Annotated in this window: 17 protein-coding genes; 9 read left to right on the forward strand and 8 right to left on the reverse strand. The window is 68.9% G+C overall.

Annotated elements, in window-relative coordinates; all coding sequences use genetic code 11:
- Positions 1-10: 10 nt before the first annotated feature.
- Positions 11-790, reverse strand: a complete 780-nt coding sequence (locus HMF7854_RS14630; protein ID WP_126719873.1) for an SDR family oxidoreductase — start codon at positions 788-790, stop codon at positions 11-13.
- Between the two features lie 206 nt (positions 791-996).
- Here HMF7854_RS14630 and HMF7854_RS14635 point away from each other — a divergent pair, with 206 nt between their 5' ends.
- The gene (locus tag HMF7854_RS14635; protein WP_126719874.1) at positions 997-1,764 is read left to right on the forward strand and encodes a hypothetical protein; all 768 of its coding nucleotides are present in this window, start codon (positions 997-999) and stop codon (positions 1,762-1,764) included.
- A gap of 6 nt (positions 1,765-1,770) precedes the next feature.
- On the opposite strand, the gene HMF7854_RS14640 is transcribed toward HMF7854_RS14635, so the two are convergent.
- The gene (locus HMF7854_RS14640; protein ID WP_126720261.1) at positions 1,771-2,151 is read right to left on the reverse strand and encodes a PaaI family thioesterase; all 381 of its coding nucleotides are present in this window, start codon (positions 2,149-2,151) and stop codon (positions 1,771-1,773) included.
- A 97-nt stretch (positions 2,152-2,248) separates the two neighbouring features.
- Here HMF7854_RS14640 and HMF7854_RS14645 point away from each other — a divergent pair, with 97 nt between their 5' ends.
- Genes HMF7854_RS14645 through HMF7854_RS14655 form a run of 3 tightly spaced genes read left to right on the forward strand, consistent with a single transcriptional unit; the run spans position 2,249 to position 5,723 of the window.
- On the forward strand, positions 2,249-2,497 hold the full coding sequence (locus HMF7854_RS14645; protein WP_126719875.1) for an acyl carrier protein: 249 nt from the start codon (positions 2,249-2,251) through the stop codon (positions 2,495-2,497).
- Entirely contained in the window at positions 2,494-3,702 is a 1,209-nt protein-coding gene (gene spt, locus HMF7854_RS14650; RefSeq protein ID WP_126719876.1) for a serine palmitoyltransferase, read from the forward strand. Before HMF7854_RS14645 ends, spt begins: the two co-directional genes overlap by 4 nt.
- A 41-nt stretch (positions 3,703-3,743) precedes the next feature.
- Positions 3,744-5,723, forward strand: a complete 1,980-nt coding sequence (locus HMF7854_RS14655; RefSeq protein WP_126719877.1) for an ATP-binding protein — start codon at positions 3,744-3,746, stop codon at positions 5,721-5,723.
- Between the two features lies 1 nt (position 5,724).
- On the opposite strand, the gene HMF7854_RS14660 is transcribed toward HMF7854_RS14655, so the two are convergent.
- Both HMF7854_RS14660 and HMF7854_RS14665 read right to left on the reverse strand, forming a co-directional pair.
- Positions 5,725-6,588, reverse strand: coding sequence for a hypothetical protein (locus HMF7854_RS14660; RefSeq protein WP_126719878.1), 864 nt, complete (start codon positions 6,586-6,588; stop codon positions 5,725-5,727).
- Between the two features lie 10 nt (positions 6,589-6,598).
- Complete coding sequence (locus tag HMF7854_RS14665; protein ID WP_126719879.1) at positions 6,599-7,576, reverse strand: diacylglycerol/lipid kinase family protein; 978 nt, start codon at positions 7,574-7,576, stop codon at positions 6,599-6,601.
- A gap of 209 nt (positions 7,577-7,785) precedes the next feature.
- Here HMF7854_RS14665 and HMF7854_RS14670 point away from each other — a divergent pair, with 209 nt between their 5' ends.
- The 3 genes from HMF7854_RS14670 (at position 7,786) to HMF7854_RS14680 (ending at position 10,890) form a co-directional block, all read left to right on the forward strand.
- On the forward strand, positions 7,786-9,006 hold the full coding sequence (locus HMF7854_RS14670; protein WP_126719880.1) for an LptF/LptG family permease: 1,221 nt from the start codon (positions 7,786-7,788) through the stop codon (positions 9,004-9,006).
- Positions 9,003-10,106: an LPS export ABC transporter permease LptG gene (gene lptG / locus HMF7854_RS14675; RefSeq protein WP_185829306.1), complete on the forward strand. Its 1,104-nt coding sequence runs from the start codon at positions 9,003-9,005 to the stop codon at positions 10,104-10,106. Before HMF7854_RS14670 ends, lptG begins: the two co-directional genes overlap by 4 nt.
- 70 nt (positions 10,107-10,176) lie before the next feature.
- Positions 10,177-10,890 carry a thioredoxin domain-containing protein gene (locus tag HMF7854_RS14680; protein ID WP_185829307.1) on the forward strand — a complete coding sequence of 238 codons (714 nt, stop codon included), beginning with the start codon at positions 10,177-10,179 and terminating at the stop codon, positions 10,888-10,890.
- Here the strand turns inward: HMF7854_RS14680 and HMF7854_RS14685 are convergent.
- Positions 10,887-11,978: a fatty acid desaturase family protein gene (locus HMF7854_RS14685; protein WP_126719882.1), complete on the reverse strand. Its 1,092-nt coding sequence runs from the start codon at positions 11,976-11,978 to the stop codon at positions 10,887-10,889. The genes HMF7854_RS14680 and HMF7854_RS14685 overlap by 4 nt on opposite strands.
- Positions 11,979-12,140: 162 nt before the next feature.
- Here HMF7854_RS14685 and HMF7854_RS14690 point away from each other — a divergent pair, with 162 nt between their 5' ends.
- Together HMF7854_RS14690 and HMF7854_RS14695 are read left to right on the forward strand one after the other, a co-directional pair.
- Complete coding sequence (locus tag HMF7854_RS14690; protein ID WP_126719883.1) at positions 12,141-13,283, forward strand: N-acetyltransferase; 1,143 nt, start codon at positions 12,141-12,143, stop codon at positions 13,281-13,283.
- Positions 13,280-14,269 (forward strand): aspartyl/asparaginyl beta-hydroxylase domain-containing protein, encoded by a 990-nt coding sequence (locus tag HMF7854_RS14695; protein ID WP_126719884.1) that lies wholly within the window; start codon positions 13,280-13,282, stop codon positions 14,267-14,269. The genes HMF7854_RS14690 and HMF7854_RS14695 overlap by 4 nt, the downstream gene beginning before the upstream one ends.
- Here HMF7854_RS14695 and xth read toward each other — a convergent pair.
- The 3 genes from xth to HMF7854_RS14710 form a co-directional block, all read right to left on the reverse strand.
- Positions 14,266-15,039 (reverse strand): exodeoxyribonuclease III, encoded by a 774-nt coding sequence (gene xth / locus HMF7854_RS14700; protein ID WP_126719885.1) that lies wholly within the window; start codon positions 15,037-15,039, stop codon positions 14,266-14,268. The genes HMF7854_RS14695 and xth overlap by 4 nt on opposite strands.
- A gap of 123 nt (positions 15,040-15,162) precedes the next feature.
- Positions 15,163-15,486 carry a HesB/IscA family protein gene (locus tag HMF7854_RS14705; protein WP_126719886.1) on the reverse strand — a complete coding sequence of 108 codons (324 nt, stop codon included), beginning with the start codon at positions 15,484-15,486 and terminating at the stop codon, positions 15,163-15,165.
- Between the two features lie 40 nt (positions 15,487-15,526).
- Positions 15,527-16,561, reverse strand: a complete 1,035-nt coding sequence (locus HMF7854_RS14710) for a M23 family metallopeptidase (RefSeq protein WP_126719887.1) — start codon at positions 16,559-16,561, stop codon at positions 15,527-15,529.
- Positions 16,562-16,809 lie beyond the last annotated feature (248 nt).

Here is a 16,809-nt window from a genome sequence, read left to right on the forward strand (position 1 = left end):
TTCCTTCTCCTCAGAAGCCCGCGCCGAAGGTCGAACCACCGTCGACCACCAGCGTCTGCCCGGTGACGAAGCTCGCCGCGTCGCTGGCGAGGAAGCAGGCGGCCCCCGCCAGCTCGCGCGGCTCGCCGATCCGCCGCAGCGCGGCATGCGCGGTGACGCTGGCGAGAATGGCGGGGTTCTCCCATAGCGCCCGGGCGAAGTCGGTCCGCACCAGCCCCGGCGCGATGGCGTTGACCCGGACCCCGCTCGGCCCGAACTCGGCCGCGAGATTGCGGACGAGCTGGAGGTCGGCCGCCTTGGAGATGTTGTAGGCCCCGATCACGGTCGAGCTGGTCAGGCCGCCGACCGAGCTGACGACGATGATGCTGCCGTTCTTCCGCTCAACCATCTCGGGGGCGACGAGCTGAACCAGCCAGTGGTTGGCGAGGACATTATTGTCGAGGATCTTGCGGAACTGCTCGTCGCTGATCCCGGCCATCGGCCCGTAGTAGGGGTTGGACGCCGCGTTGCAGACGAGCACGTCGATCTGCCCGAATCGCGCCCGGGTCTCGGAAACGAGGTCCTCCAGCGCCTGCTTGTCGGAGATGCTGGCGGCGATCGCAGTGGCGGTGCCCTCCCCGTGCCGGTTGTTGATCTCGGCGGCGACCGCCTCGCAGGCATCCTGCTTGCGGCTCGAGATGACGACCCTGGCGCCCTGCTCGGCGAACCCTTCCGCGATCGCCCGCCCGATCCCGCGCGACGAGCCGGTGACGATGGCAATCTTGCCGGTCAGGTCGAACAAGCTGGTCATCCTTCGCTCCTGCCAAGCGCCACGAGGACGGCGGGCGCAGGGTGATTCGGGTGTCGCCGATACCCGCGAAGGACCCATTCCCTAACGTCGCTTCGCACCCCGCATTCTCCTTGCGCAAGCGCCATTCCCAGCCGCATTACGCGGCTAGGACGTGGTGACCGGAAGGGCAAGATGGTCGGGTCGGTCGCTTTTTCAAACGCTCGGTGGTGATCGCGGCTGACCTCCCGGCGCAATGGCCGCCGTCGGTCGAGCTGCGCCGGGTCGAGGCGGCCGAGGCGCGGCAGGGCGTGGTCGCCGGCGAGCGCGAGCTGTTCGCCGTGTCCGATCGCGCGATCGGCCGCTACGACCGATCGACCGGGCGCCGCACCGGAATGTGGCGTGCACCGCCGGGAAGCGGGATCAGCCACGTCAACAGCTGCATCCTGCGTGCCCGCCTGCTGGTCTGCGCGGTCTCCAACTATCCCGCCCTGCCCCAGCGCAGCCATCTGCTCTGGATCGATGCCGACACGCTGATCCTGCGCTCGGCGCGGTCGCTCGATGGACCGGGCTCGCTGACCTTCGCCGACTGGCACGCGGACAGCTGGTGGGTCGGCTACGCCAATTACGATGGCCGCGGCGGGATGCCCGGGCGCGATCACCGGGCGACCCTCATTCTCCGCCTCTCGCCGGACTTCGTCGAGCGGCAGCGCTTCACTCTGCCCGCCACGCTGCTCGCCCGGATCGCCCCGCGGAGCGTGTCGGGCGGCGCCTGGCGGGGAGACTGGCTGCTGTTGACCGGTCACGACCGCCACGAGGGCTTCGCCGTGCGCCTGTCGCCCGATGGCCAGCGGCTGGTCCATGTCGCGACGGTGCCGCTGCCCACTCCCGGGCAGGCGATCGCCTGGGATCCGGGCGGACATCTCTGGTCGATCGACCGCCCCCGCCACGCGCTGGTGGAGAGCCTCGCGCCGCCGCCGCTCGGAACCCCGCGCTGAGCCCCCTCAGGCGCGCTCGAGAAGGAAGTTGATCCGGCCGCCGGCGATCGGCCGGTCGGGATCGTCCTGCCAGGCGAACGCCTCGACATTGGCGATCCGCTTGCCGAGCCGCTGCACCTGCGCCGCCGCAAAGGTGTCGACGCTGCGCCCGCCGCGGAGGAAGTCGACCGTGACGGTCACCGGCTTGCGCGCCACCGTCTCGTCGCCGATCTCGCCGGCGAGCGTCTGGTAGGCCGCGATCTCGAGCAGCCCGGCGATCGCGCCGCCGTGGACGAAGCCGGGCCGGCCGACGACCTCCTCGTGGAACGGCATGACGATCAGCGGCCGCCCGTCCCGTTTCTCGACGCGCAGCTTCAGCAGGTCGGCATAGGGCGGCAGCAATGTCATGCAGCCGACATGCATGGCCGCGGCGGCGAGCACAAGCAGCCTGCTTTTCGCCGCATTGCATTGTCAGTGATTGGCCGCCCCACTAGGACGTCCGCCCATGACCGACCGCGACCAGCGCCGCGAGCGCATCCTTGCCCTGATCGAGCCGTACAACAAGAAGGGCGTGGAGGTGACCGACGCCACCCGCTTCGCGCAGGACCTCGAGTGGGACAGCCTGACGGTGCTCGATTTCGTCGCGGCGATCGAGGACGAGTTCGACATCATCATCACCATGAACCAGCAGGCCGAGATCGAGACGGTCGGCCAGCTGATTGACGCGGTCGGAGCGCTCGAGGCCAAGAAGTGAGCGACCTGTTCGACAAGTTCCAGCCGCTGATCGACCAGCGCGAGGCGCTTCTGTCGAGCGGGGTCACCGATCCGTTCAACCTCGTGATGGAGAAGGTCGAGAGCCCGACCGTCGCCATCTGCAACGGGCGACGGACGATCCTGCTCGGCACCTACAATTACATGGGGATGACCTTCGACCCCGACGTGGTCGAGGCCGGGCAGCAGGCGCTCGCCGACTATGGCTCGGGGACGACCGGGAGCCGGGTGCTGAACGGCACCTACGCCGGGCACAAGGCGTGCGAGGAGGCGCTCCGCGACTTCTACGCGATGGACCATGCGATGGTCTTCTCGACCGGCTACCAGGCCAACCTCGGGATCATCTCCACGATTGCGGGGAAGGATGACTACATCATCCTCGACATCGACAGCCACGCTTCGATCTACGACGGCTGCGCACTCGGCAACGCGCAGATCGTGCCGTTCCGCCACAACGACGTCGAGGCACTGGAAAAGCGGCTCAAGCGGCTGCCGCCCGAGGCCGGCAAGCTGGTCGTGCTGGAAGGCGTCTACTCGATGCTCGGCGACATCGCGCCGCTGAAGGAGATGGTGGCCGTCTCCAAGGCGGCCGGCGCGATGGTGCTGGTCGACGAGGCGCATTCGATGGGATTCATCGGCGAGCATGGCCGCGGCGTCGCCGAGGAGCAGGGCGTAATCGATGACATCGACTTCATCATCGGCACCTTCTCCAAGTCGGTCGGCACGGTCGGCGGCTTCTGCGTCTCGAACCACCCCAAGTTCGAGATCCTCCGGCTGGTCTGCCGGCCCTATGTGTTCACCGCCTCGCTCCCGCCGAGCGTGGTGGCGACGGCCGCCACCTCCATCCGCAAGCTGATGCACGGCTCGAACAAGCGCGCGCACCTGTGGGAGAACTCGAAGCGGCTGCACGGCGGCCTCCGCCAGCTCGGCTTCACGCTCGGCACAGAGGAACCGCAATCGGCGATCATCGCCGTCATCATGCCCGACCTCGAAAAGGGCGCGGCGATGTGGGAGGCGCTGCTGAACGAGGGCGTCTACGTCAATCTCGCGCGGCCGCCGGCGACCCCGGCCGGCATGACCCTGCTCCGTTGCTCGCTGTGCGCCGAGCATTCAAGCGAACAGGTGGAGGAGATCCTCGGCAAGTTCGAGCGGGCCGGCCGTGCGTCGGGGTGCCTCGATACGCACTAAGCGCCCTTTCGTTCCCAGCGGCTTGTGCCTAAAGTGAGGCCATGACCGCCATCAGGTACGCGGACGAGACTCGCTTCGATTGGCGTGGCACGGGCGCCGCCGCCGGCGGGCTGGTCGCGGTCCTGATTCTGCTCGGCATGGTCGTGATGGTGGCGCTCACCAACGAATCGCGTGAGCGGGCGCTTGCCGCCGAACGCCACGCCTACGACGTGGCGCTGGTTGCCCGCAGCGCCGACACCAGCATCAACCGCGCCGAGGCCGCGCTCGGCCGCTTCGTGCTCGACGAGGATACGCGCGGCAGCGGCAACATCTATCTCAGCCAGTGGCGACTCGCCGACCGCCAGATCGACGACCTCGAGCAACTCGTCCGCAAGAGCCCGGCGCAGCGCGCGCGCGTCGCCGAGCTGCGCCGCCTGTTCGAGCAGCGCAACCAGGAATTCTTCCCGGCGGCGCGCTCCGCCTCGACCGCCAAGGGCGAAGGCGGCACCGCCTGGTTCTTCGCCGCGGCGAAGAGCGGAACCGGGCTGCAGCTGACCCGCAAGCTGAACGAGATCAGCGCCGCCGAGCGCGACGCGCTGCGCGCGCGCATCGAGCAGAGCCAATTTCTGTCGGGTGAGGCCGACCGGCTCACCGGCTATCTGAGCTGGCTTGGCGTGCTGGTCGGCTTCGCCGCCATCTTCATGGGCGCGGTGGCGGTCGAGGCGATCCGCCAGAACGCGGCGGCCCGCAAGGAGGCCGAAAGCGAGGCCGGCCGTGCCTCCGAGCTCGAGAATGCGGTGCGCGAGCGCACGCAGGAACTGTGGGACGCCAACCAGCGGCTCAAGGCCGAGGCGCAGGAGCGCGAGGCGGCCGAGGCGCAGCTCCGCCAGGTCCAGAAGATGGAGGCGGTCGGCCAGCTCACCGGCGGCATCGCGCACGACTTCAACAACATGCTGGCGGTGGTCGTCGGCGGGCTCGATCTCGCTCGGCGCCGGCTCAACGGGCCGCGCCGCGAGGTGCTCATCCACCTCAACAATGCGATGGAGGGCGCCACCCGTGCCGCGGCGCTGACCCGCCGGCTGCTGAGCTTCGCCCGCTCGGAGCCGCTGCTCCCCGCGCGGGTCGACACCGCCGAGCTGATCGGCGGCATGTCCGACCTTCTCGACCGCACGCTGGGCGAGCGGATCCAGATCGAGCTGGAGCTGTCCGCTGCGCCCTGGCCGGTGTTCGTCGACGGGCACCAGCTGGAGAATGCGATCGTCAACCTCGCGGTCAACGCGCGCGACGCGATGGAAGGCCAGGGCCGGCTGATCATCCGCTCGGACAATGTCACCGTCGCCAACAACGAGGTCGGCGACATCCGCGGCGGCGACTATGTCCGCATCTCGGTGGTCGACAATGGCTCGGGCATGTCGGCCGAAGTGCTCGAGCGCGCGTTCGAGCCCTTCTTCACCACCAAGGCGGTCGGCAAGGGCACCGGGCTCGGCCTCAGCCAGATCTTCGGCTTTGCGCACCAGTCTGGCGGCGAGGTCGGGATCGAGAGCGAGATCGGCCGCGGCACGACCGTGTCGCTCTATCTGCCGCGGACCCATGTCGAGCCTGCGGAGGTGCGGATGCACCCGGCCGCGCTGCAGCGGATCGAGGCCGAGCCGTCGGTTCCCGGCGCACGCATCCTGCTGGTCGAGGACGACCCGCGGGTCCGCGCGGCGACGATCGGCGCGCTCGAGGACCTCGACTATGAGCCGGTCGCCTGCTCGAGCGGCGCCGAGGCGCTGGTCGCCTTCGAGAAGGAGCGGTTCGAGCTGGTCATCAGCGACGTCATCATGCCCGAGATGACCGGCCCCGAGCTGATCCGCGTGCTGAAGCGCCGCCGTGAGGACTTCGCCGTCCTGTTCGTCACCGGCTACGTCGGCGAGGGCGAGGGGGAAGACCTGCGCGGCTACGAAATGCTGCGCAAGCCATTCACCGTCGGCGCGCTCGCCAATGCGGTCGCCTCGGCGATCGGGCGCATGCCGCGCCAGCCTGACGAGGCGGCCGCCTGACCTAGCGGATCGCGCGCGAGCGCAGCAGCGTCGGCAGGAGCGTGATCGCCGCGAGCAGCGGGTGCTTCTTCTGCCACGGCTTCAGCTCGAGCCTGGTCCCGGCATGTCGGTTGATCTTCCACGCGATATAGTCGGCACCGCCCGCATAGGTCGCGCTCGCCTTGGCGAGGCGGACGACCGAGAGCATCTTCCCCTCGACCCGCCGCCGGGTCCAGCTTGCGTGGCGCGGGCGCTCGAGCGCGTGGAGCGCCGGGTCGGTGAAGCGCCGGTAGCGCTCGGGATCGGCATCGACGACCGACCCCGCCCGCCCCTTCTTCTCGGCGCGGAGCTCGGCCCCGTAGGTCAGCCGGAACGCGTCGCGCCACAGGTCGAGCGGGTCGTCGGTCGGCTCGATCGTCGGCAGCGCCGCGGCGAGCAGGGTCGGTGCGGCACGGGCGACGGCGCTCACCGCCCGCTCGCCCGCTGCCGGGTCGCTGGTCCACACCAGCCGCGAGGGCTGGGCGAAGCGGGCCCAGACCGACACGCTGCGGGTCTCGGGTCCGTTGAGGCGATGAAAGTCGGCCTCGCTCAGCACCGCGAATTTGGCGCGCAGGCCGTCATGCTCGAACGGGAAGACGTTCGGCGGGATCAACCCGTTGGCGACTCGCAGCCAGCGCCGCGGATAGGCTTCGCGGTAGCTCGACACGATCAGGTAGAAGTCGAGCATGAGCCCATCGAGCTGCCGCTCGCGAAGGCAGCTGCCGTAGAACAGGACCGCGCGGCTGGCGGTACCGTGCTCGGCAGCGATCGCCGCCGCCATGGCGACCACGCGGGGGTCGACGGGCTCGGCGAGTTCGGCGCGGACGAGGTCGCGCAGCTCGGTCATGGCGGTAATCTTACGCGGCGAGCTTGACGAAGGACAGGGGCGTCGCGGAGGTCAGGTGGATCGGCCGCCCCGGCGCGGTCGAGAACATCTCGCCGTCGAGGATCACGTTGCTGTTGCTGCCCTCGATGCTGATCTCGTCCGCGCGCTCAAAGTGGACGCCGTCGACCGGCGCGTGCCCGAGCTTGCCGAGGAGGCTCGCGAGCAGGCCGCGGAACACGCTTCCGCGCCGCTCCTCGACCGCGATCAGCTTGAGCGTGCCCTGCCCCGAGTGGCCCAGCTCGCTCTTGAACAGCAGCTTGTCCAGCGTGGTGACGAGCAGCAGCGCGAACTTGCCGCTGATCTGCCCATCGCGGCGGACCCGGACGTTGAGCGGCTGCGGATCGGGCGGAAGGAAGCTGGCGCGCAGCCCGAGCAGCTGGCGCATCACCACCGCCAGCGCGGTGATGACGTGGCTGAGGCCGTTCGGCAGGCCAAGCGGATAGATACGATCGCGGCAGTAGAGCATCGTGTCGGCGAGCCCCGCCCCGCCGAGGAACATGCCGATGACCGGCCGCGCGTCGGCGCCGTCGCCGCAGCGCAGCGCGATCAGCTCACGCGGAACGATGTGCGCGCTGAGGTCGGTGTGGGCGAAGGCGAGCAGCCGCTCGAGCGCCTCGATCGGGTCGCCCTGCGCGCCGAGGTCCAGCGCGATCAGGTTGGTCTTGCCGTTGGGAAGCACCGCCACCGGGGGCGGCGAGTCGCCGAAGTGGGCACCGTTGTGGATCTCGGTCAGCGCGGTCTGAACCGTCCCGTCGCCGCCGTTGATGACGAGCATCTTGGGTTTGACCCGAGCGATCGTCCGCAGCGCCTCACCGATCTGGTCGGCGCGCTCGACCTCATAATGGAAGATGTCGGGGTGATCGGCGCAGAAGGCCCGCACGCGCGGCAGCTGGGCGAGATTGCCGGTCGACTTGGGATTGGAAAGCAGCGCGATCCGGGCCTTTTCCATGCTCAACCCCGTCGTGCCCCCGTCAGGCACGCAGCCACCGACGCCGGGCCGAAGCTATGAAGTGGGTCGGGGTTAGGACGAATCCGCATGGCAACGGGGCACCAGATCGTTATAGGCAGTGCGGGCGGCGGGCCGTGCAAACGGTCAGCATCCCATTGCTCCTCTGGTCGGCCATTGCGGCCAAATCATGGTAATCCGGCGACAGGAAAGTGCGCGGACTCTCGCTCATCGATCGCTACGTCGCCCGGTCCATCGCCGTGCCGCTGCTCGGCACGCTGGTCCTCGCCGCCATGCTGCTCGTTCTCGACAAGATGCTTCGGCTGTTCGACTTCGTGGTGAACACCGGCGGTCCGGTCAGCGTGGTGTGGCGGATGCTCGCCAACCTCCTGCCCGAATATCTCGGGCTCGGCATCCCGATCGGGCTGCTGCTGGGCATCCTGCTCGCCTTCCGCAAGCTCGCCACCTCCTCCGAGCTCGACGCGTTGCGCGGAATCGGGGTCGGGTTCGGCCGGCTACTGCGCGTCCCCTACATGTACGCCACCGCGCTGCTGCTACTGAACCTGTTCATCGTCGGGTGGCTGCAGCCTTGGACCCATTACGGCTATGAGCGGCTGCGCTTCGACCTCAGCTCGGGCGCGCTCGGGGCGTCGATCAAGGTCGGCGAGTTCAACACGCTGGGCAAGCGGCTGACGCTGCGGATCGACCGGTCCGAGAAGGAAGGCACCCAGCTCCACGGCATCTTCGTCTCGATGCAGCGCGGGAACGGAATGACGCTCTCGGCCACCGCGGAACACGGGCGTTTCCTCGCCACCGACGACGCCAACACAATCCTCTTCCGGCTGCAGAACGGCCGGCTGATCCAGGACGCACCCAACTTCCGCTTCCCGCGGACGCTCGCGTTCAACCTCTACGATCTGCCGGTCAGCCTGCCCAACATCGACAGCTTTCGCCAGCGCGGGTCGCAGCAGTCGACCGACGAGCTGACCATCCCCGAGCTCCTCTACCAGAGCTACGGGGGCGGCCATTTCACCCGCAAGCAGAACCTCGCCGCCCGCGCCGACCTCCACTTCCGGCTGGCGGAGGTGATCATGATGCTGGTGCTGCCGCTGCTCGCGGTGTCGCTCGCCGTTCCGCCCAAGCGCAGCAGCTCGGGGATCGGCATCTTCGTGGGGATCGTGATCGTGGTCGCCTACCACAAGGTCAACCAGTACGCCTCCTCGATGGGCGCGCACGGCAAGTTCATTCCCGAGGTGGCGCTCTACGTGCCGTTCGCGCTGCTGATCCTGCTGATCGTCCACATGTATCGCACCCTGGCGACCAAGCCGGGCGGCCAGCCGATCGGGGCGCTCGAACGCGCGGCCAACCGGGTCGCGGCGCGCATCCGGCGGCTCTTGCCGCAGTTCGGCAGCGAGGCGGCGGCCGGGGCATGATCAACTTCGACTTTTTCCCGTCCAAGCGGCTCGCCTTCTACATGGCGAAGCTGTTCCTCACCCGCTCGCTGGCGGTGGTGCTGAGCCTGGTGCTGGTCCTCCTCGCGCTCAACCTGCTGAGCGAGTCGGGGGACATCCTCGCCGCGCCCGGCAACGGCGAAGGAGCGCTGTGGCACTATGCGACCCTGCGCGCGCCCCAGCTGTTCGCGTTCGCGCTGCCCTTCTCCACCCTGCTCGGCGCGCTGATCGCCTTCGCGGCGCTCAACCAGAACAGCGAGGTGATCGCGATGAAGGCGGCCGGCATCTCGGCCCACCAGATCATCGCTCCGATGGTCCTCACCAGCATCGCCATCGCCGTGCTCAGCTTTGGCTTCAACGAATTCGTCGTGACCAAGTCCAACCGGGTGCTCTCGGCCTGGCAGAACAACGACTACAAGCCGGTCCCCGCCGACAGCGGGATCAGCAGCAACGTCTGGCTGACCGCCGGGACCGACCTCATCCACGCCCGGCTGGTGGTGCGCGGGCCGCAGGGCGCCCGCCGGCTCGAGGGCCTCACCATCTACAGCCGGCCGAACGGCGTCGAGATGCAGTCGGTCGTCAGCGCGGAGCGCGCCTACCCCGTCGCGGGCGCCTGGCGTCTCGAGCAGGTGAAGCGCTACGACAGCATCGCCAACGTCAGTCGCTTTTTGCCGGTCGCCACCGCCATGGCGGGGATCGATCCGGAGCGGTTCGCGCTCGCCAAGGTCACCCCCGACGAGCACGACTTCTTCGACCTGCGCCGGCTGATCGCCCAGTTGCAGGGCGCCGGCCGCGCCACCGGCGAGGTCGAGGCCGGACTGTGGCACAAGCTGGCGGAGCCGCTCTCGACCGTGCTGATGCCGCTCCTCGCCGCGACCGCCGCCTTCGGGCTGGCGCGCTCGGGCAAGGTGCTGGTCCGCGCCGCGATCGGCATGGCGCTGGGCTTCGCCTATTTCGTGGTCGACAATTTCGCGCTCGCGCTCGGCAATCTCGGCGCCTACCCGCCGCTGCTCGCCGCCTGGGCACCCTTCCTGCTGTTCCTGCTGATCGGCGAGGCGGTGCTGGTGCGAAGCGAGGAATGATCGCCTCCGCACAGCTTCTGTTCAGCCCGGCTGGGTTGAGCAGCAACCCGCCCGGTACACGGAGATGACCATGCGCCCTGCCCTAGCCGCCTTTGTCGCCGCCTCGCTCGCGGCCGTCTCCCTTGCCCCCGCGGTTGCGGCGCCTCCGACCCGCCAGTCTGCGCCCGGCGCCAACTGGCTGGCGGTCCAAGGCGCAACCGCGACGGGCTTCCGCGTCGGCAACCCCCGCGCCGCGCACACGCTGGTCGAATGGGGCGCGCTCAACTGCCCGCACTGCGCGCATTTCGCCGCGACGGTGATGCCCAGCATCATGGCCGCGGTGAAGGCCGGGCGGCTGCAATATGAGTATCGGCCGATCGCCATCTTCCCGCACGATCCGGCGGCGAGCCTCATCCTTCGCTGCACGCCCGCGCGGCAGAAGATGGCCTTCATCGAGGATTATTACCGCTCCGCCGGCGACCTCACCAAGAAGCTGCAGGCGGCTGCGCAGGACCCCAAGGTCCGCTCCGACTTCGAGGCGGCGGCCAAGGCCAGCCCGGCCGAGGCCAATCGCCGGCTCGTGGCGATGACCGGAATGGGCAGCGTCGCCGCGCGCCACGGCGTGAACGCCGCCGCCGCGGACCGCTGCGTGGCCGACCCGGCCGGGCTCAAGTGGATCGAGGCCAACAACGACGCGTCGCAGGCGGCCGGCGTCCAGGGCACCCCGACCTTCAGCATGGACGGCAACCGGGTCGAGATTGGCACCCCGGCCGACCTCGCCAAGCTGCTCGCCCGCAAGGGCTAGCGGCGCATCGTGCTTGCGGCCAGCCGGCCGACGAGCCGGTGAAGGTGACGGTGGCTGGTCGCATGATAGACCGAGCCTTCGTCGAGCGCGGCGCTGATCCGTCGGTGGGCCTCGCCCAGATTGTGGTAGGGCACCCCCGGCAGCAGGTGGTGCAGCGCGTGGTAGCGCAGGCCGACCGGCGCCCATAGCGCGGGCAGCAGCCCGGGCGGGGGCACGTTGACGCTATCGAGATACTGGGCGGTGACGCTCATTGGCTCGCCCTCGTTCTCCCACAGGTGCGCGACCAGGGTCCGGACCTGGTTGAGCAGCAGGACGCCCGACGTCACCGCCAGGAAGACGAGAAAAACCTTGAGCGGTACGGTCCCGGTCGCGACCAGCGCGACGATGGCGATCGACCAGAGGCAGCAGGACGCCTCCATGATCCGCCAATCGCGGGCGAAGTCGCCGGTCGGTGCCGGGCGGTCGAATTTGGGGTTGATCTGCAGCCCGGACAGCCGCGCGACCACGAAGCGACGCAGCGGCGGGACCAGCAGCGAAAGCGGCGTCAGCACCGCCCAGCGGAAGATCAGGGCAACCGGCGCCAGCACCGCGGTGACGAGGAAGATCGGCAGCGTCCACGGCTTCATCAGCGCGAGCGGCAGATATTCCGGGTCGTCGACCGTGCCATAGTAGGTCTTGGCGTGATGCTGGTTGTGGACGCCCTCGTACATGAAGCTCGGGATCAGCAGCGGCACGCCGACGACCGCGTTCCACGCCGCGCGAAAGCCCGGCAGCGCGCTCTTCTTGAAGTGGGTGAGCTCGTGGATGAAGCTTCCCGCCCGGTACAGCGCCAGGATGGCGACCAGGCCGGCGACAACCGCGAGCGCGGCCGGGCGGGCGACCATCGCGGTCAGCAGGCCGGCATAGCCGAGTGCCGCCGAGCCGAGCATGTCGGCCCAGTAGATGCGCGCGTCGGGCTGGTTCAGGTCGCGGGTCAGCTGCGCCGCCGCCTTCAGCATGGCCTTGTCGTCGCTGCTCGCCCGAACGGCGGCAGACGGGGCCGGAGCCATGTCGCGCAACGGCGCGTCGCTGATTGACAGATCGGTCATAAATGCTTGTCCACGCTCGCCTTTGCCCGAAGATAGTGGCGCGATCATGGCGCTTCCATAGGGCAAGTCCCGCGCTCGCGCGCGACAAGATTATCGGTGACTGTAATCGGCTCCGGCAATGAGCCGCTATCCACCGATCCATGGCTCGGCTAGGCCCGGCGGATGAGCAGTGCGCCCGTCACCATCCGCAAGGTCGAAGGCAAGGCCGACCGCAAGCGCTTCGTCGACTTCGCCTGGGAGGTCTACAAGGACGACCCGGCCTGGGTGCCGCCGCTCAAGGACGAGGTGATGGGGCTGATCACCCCCGGCAAGAACCCCTGGTTCGGACATGCCCGCGCCGATTTCTTCCTCGCTGAGCGCGCGGGCAAGCTCGTCGGGCGGATCAGCGCGCAGGTCGACAGCCTGGTGCTCGAGCATATGGAGCCCGGGCTCGGCAACTGGGGCATGTTCGAGGCGCTCGACGAGGAGGCGGCGCTGGCGCTCATCCGCCATACCGAGCAATGGCTCCGCGAGGCCGGGATGACCAAGGCCATGGGGCCGATGAGCCTTTCGGTGTGGGACGAGCCGGGCCTGGAGATCGAGGGTTTCCAGCAGGCGCCGACCGCGATGATGGGCCATCACCGCCCCGCCTACAAAGGCTGGATCGAGAAGGCCGGCTACGCCAAGGCCAAGGACCTCGTCACCTACTATCTCGATATCAGCGACTGGCGCGACCCCAAGATCAACCGGCTGATCGAGAGCGGCGAGCGCAATCCCCGGATCAACATCCGCAAGGTGGACGTGAAGCGTTTCGACGAGGAAGCGGCGCTGATCCTCAACCTGCTCAACGACGCCTGGTCGGACAACTGGGGCTTCGTGCCGCTGACCCCGGCCGAGATCGCCTATGCCGGCAAGAAGCTGAAGCCGATCATCTACCCCGAACTGGTCCGCATCGCCGAAGTGGACGGCGAGGCGGTCGCCTTCATGCTGACCATCCCCGACATCAACGAGCTGACCCGCGACCTCAACGGCGAGCTGTTCCCGTTCGGGTTCGCCAAGCTGCTGTGGCGCCTGCGCAAGCCGCGCGTGACCCGGCTTCGGGTGCCGCTGATGGGCGTCGCCAAGCGCTTCCAGAGCAGCCGGCTGGCCAGCGTGCTCGCCTTCATGATGATCGAATATACCCGCCGCGACGGAACCCGGAAGTTCGGCGCGACGCATGGCGAGTTCGGCTGGATCCTCGAAGACAACAAGGGGATGCTGTCGATCGCCCAGCTGCCCGGCGCCTCGGTCAACCACCGCTACCGGATCTTCGAAAAGGCGCTGTGAGCGACATCGCGAGCGGATCGACGCCGGACGAGGCGGCGCTCAACGCGCTGCTCGATCGCGAGCCGCGTTCGGTGGACGGCTGGATCGGCAAGGGCGACTGCCGGCTCGCCGCACGCGACGTCGGCGCCGCCGCCTACTTCTACCGGACCGCGCTGCGCCTTGCGGCGGAGCAGGGCATGGCGGTCGAGAATTCGCGGCTCTCCCGCGCCGCCGAGCGGCTGGCGACCATCGAGCATGAGGGTGACGAGCAGCGAACCGCGCTGATGCGGAGCCGCGGCGCGCCGCCGGAGGGCTGGAGCTCCCGCTTCGCGCAGGCGATGGACCATGCGGCCGGCCGCCGCCGCCGCTTCCCGCAGGATCCGACCGCCTTCTTCTACCCCGGTCTCCCGACGATCGAGTTCTTCGACCCCGCCGCGTTCGCCTGGACCGCGGCGGTCGAGGCGGCGGCGCCGGCGATCAGGGCGGAGCTGCTGGCACTGATCGCCGCCGACACCGACTTCCGCGCCTATCTCGGCGACGATGTCGGGGCGGTGCCCCTCGGCGACAATCGCCGGCTCGTGCTCAACAAGGACTGGAGCGTGCTCGCGCTGTGCGAAGCGGGGTGGGTCGACCCGGCGCTGGTCCAGCGCTGCCCGGTGACCTGGTCGACCCTGCTCGCGGCGCCCATCCCGCGGGTCTCGGGCTGGGGCCCGACGGTCACCTTCTCTCTGCTAAAGGCCGGCGCGCACATCGCGCCGCACACCGGCATGCACAACAGCCGGCTGATCTGCCACCTGCCGCTGATCGTGCCCGAGGGCTGCCGCTTCCGCGTCGGCAACGAGGTTCGCGAATGGGTCGAGGGCAAGCTCTTCATCTTCGACGACACGATCGAGCACGAGGCGTGGAACGACGGCGGCGAGGATCGCATCGTCCTGATCTTCGATATCTGGCGCCCCGAGCTCAGCGAGCAGGAACGGGGCGAGCTGACGCGCCTCTTCTCCGACTAGTCGAGCAGCACCCAGGTCGGCGCATGGTCGCTGGCCTTCTCCTCGCCGCGCGCCCAGCGGTCGACGCCCGCCCCGACCAGCCGGTCGGTCGCCACAGGCGAGAGGAGCAGGTGATCGATCCGGAACCCCGCGTCGCGCTGCCAGCAGCCGGCGGTATAGTCCCAGAAGGTGTAGAGCTTGTCGTCCCGTGGGTTGAGCGCGCGCAGCGCGTCGGTCCATCCCTGCCAGCCGATCTGCCGCCACAGCGCGCGCGTCTCGGGCTGGAGCAGCGCGTCGTTCGCGGCCGCCTTGGCCGAGAAGACGTCCCGGTCCTCGGGCACGACGTTCCAGTCGCCCGCCAGCACCACGCTTCGCTCATCCTCGACCAGCTCGGCGGCGTGCAGTCGCATCCGCTCCATCCAGGCCAGCTTGTAGCTGAACTTGTCGGTGCCGACCGGATTGCCATTGGGCAGGTAGAGCGACGCGACGATGGTGCCGTCGACCTCGGCCTCGATGTAGCGGCTGTGACTGTCGTCGGGGTCGCCGGGCAGCCCGACGCGGCGCAGGTCGGGCGAGCGGCCGCGGGTCAGGATCGCGACCCCGTTGAAGCCCTTCTGCCCGTGCCACACCGCGCCGTAACCCGCCGCCTCGATGTCCGCGACCGGCAGTGACTCGTCGGCGCACTTCAGCTCCTGCAGGCAGGCGACATCGGGCTGCTCGCGCTCGAGCCACTCGAGCAGCCGCGGCAGGCGGGCGCGGATCCCGTTGATGTTGAAGGAAGCGATCTTCATGAGGCGCGGGCTTAGCGTCTCGCCCCCTCCCCGTCATGTTGAACTTGTTTCAGCACCCATCCCGCCGCGACCGCCGGCGTTTCGAACATCGGTCCTGAAACAAGTTCAGGACAGCGCAGACAATCAGACCGAGAAGCTCGATCCGCAGCCGCACCCGCTCGCCGCATTGGGGTTCTCGACCTTGAACGCCGCACCGCCCAGATTCTCGACGAAGTCCACCGCGGCGCCCCGGACGAGGTCCAGGCTGACCGGGTCGACCACCAGCTTGACGCCGTCGGTTTCGGCCACCGCGTCGTCGCCCTCGGGCGTGCCCAGCTCGAACTTGTAGGTGAAGCCCGCGCAGCCGCCACCGTCGACGGCGAGGCGCAGGACCGCGGGCTTGCCGGTGCGCTCGGCAATCGCAGCGACGCGCCGGGCGGCGCTGGAGGTCAGGAGAATGTCGGACACGTGGAGAGAGGTAGGCGGCGGGCCAACGACCCGCAAGAGATCAGCGCTTCGGGCCGCCCATCGCGACCTGGTCCATCGAGCTCGTCCCCGCCTTCTGGATCGCGAGCAGATAGTCGGTCGACTTCATGAAGGGGATCGGGTTGACCGCGCGGCCGTCGATCCGGACCTCGTAGTGGAGATGGCTTCCGGTCGAGCGCCCGGTCGAGCCCATGCGGCCGATCAGCTGGCCGCGGCTGATGTGCTGGCCGGCCGAGACGAGCACCGCGCTCATGTGGCCGTAGCGGGTGGCGATGCCCTTGCCATGATCGATCTCGACGAGATTGCCGTAGCCGCCCGCGTTCCACCCGGCGCGCATCACCGTGCCGTCGGCGGTGGCGTAGATCGGCGTTCCGATCGGCCCGGCGAGGTCGATCCCCGGGTGCATGGCGGCGCGCGCCTGGAACGGGTCGGAACGGACGCCGAAGCCGCTGGTGAAGGCGACGTTGGACTTGATCGGCTTCTCGCTCGGGATGGCGATCACGCCATCCTGCAGCTGGTCGAGCTTCTTCCAGCTGTTGAACAGCGCCTTGAAGGTCGGGTTGGCCGCCTCGAACGGGCCGCCGCGGCCGTCGGCGCCGACCCGCGCCGGGGTGAGGCCGAGCTTCTTCAGCTCCTCGGCGGTGACCTGGTAGCGGGTGTCCAGCGCCTTGGCGAGCAGCGCCGCCTGCTGCAGCTGGACGTCCTCGACCTTGGCGAGCGGGCCGCTGGCGACCAGCCGGCCACCCTCGATCGCGGCGAGCAGCTTCGGGTCGACCTTGCCGGCCAGGATCTGCTCCATCAGCTGCTGGCGCTGCTCAATCTTGCGAGCGCGTACTTCGGCATCGGAAGAGCCGGTCGGGATGGCGATCTCGCCCGCGGGAGCGCTGAGCAGCTTGGCGGCCGAATAGCCCGACCAGGCGACGAGACCGAGAATGACGGCGAGGAAGAAGGCCTGAACCGGGGCGGAGAGACGAACGCGGCGGAGCTGCGAACCATCGTGGATGAAGAAGTCCCGGTCGCGGAACAGGCTCTTCGTCGCGGTCAGCGCTTGGGCCATTCGGATCGTCGCTCCAATCAACAGCGATGGCGGCCGCGCTAGCGCCCGTCACCTCGGATACAGTCTCAGGAGCTCCCCAGCCCCCGTCAGCAAACGGACTTGCCCCTCCGCTTGCGACACGCAGAAAAGACCTCGGGTGGTTAATTCTTTCAATCCCACCGATCCCGACTCGGGACGAACGGTTGGGCGACCCGGATGAATTGAGGAAAGAATCTAATCTGGGTTGCCCAAGCGATGGATCGAATTGA

Source organism: Sphingomonas ginkgonis (assembly GCF_003970925.1).
In the GTDB taxonomy this organism is placed as follows: Bacteria; Pseudomonadota; Alphaproteobacteria; order Sphingomonadales; family Sphingomonadaceae; genus Sphingomicrobium; species Sphingomicrobium ginkgonis.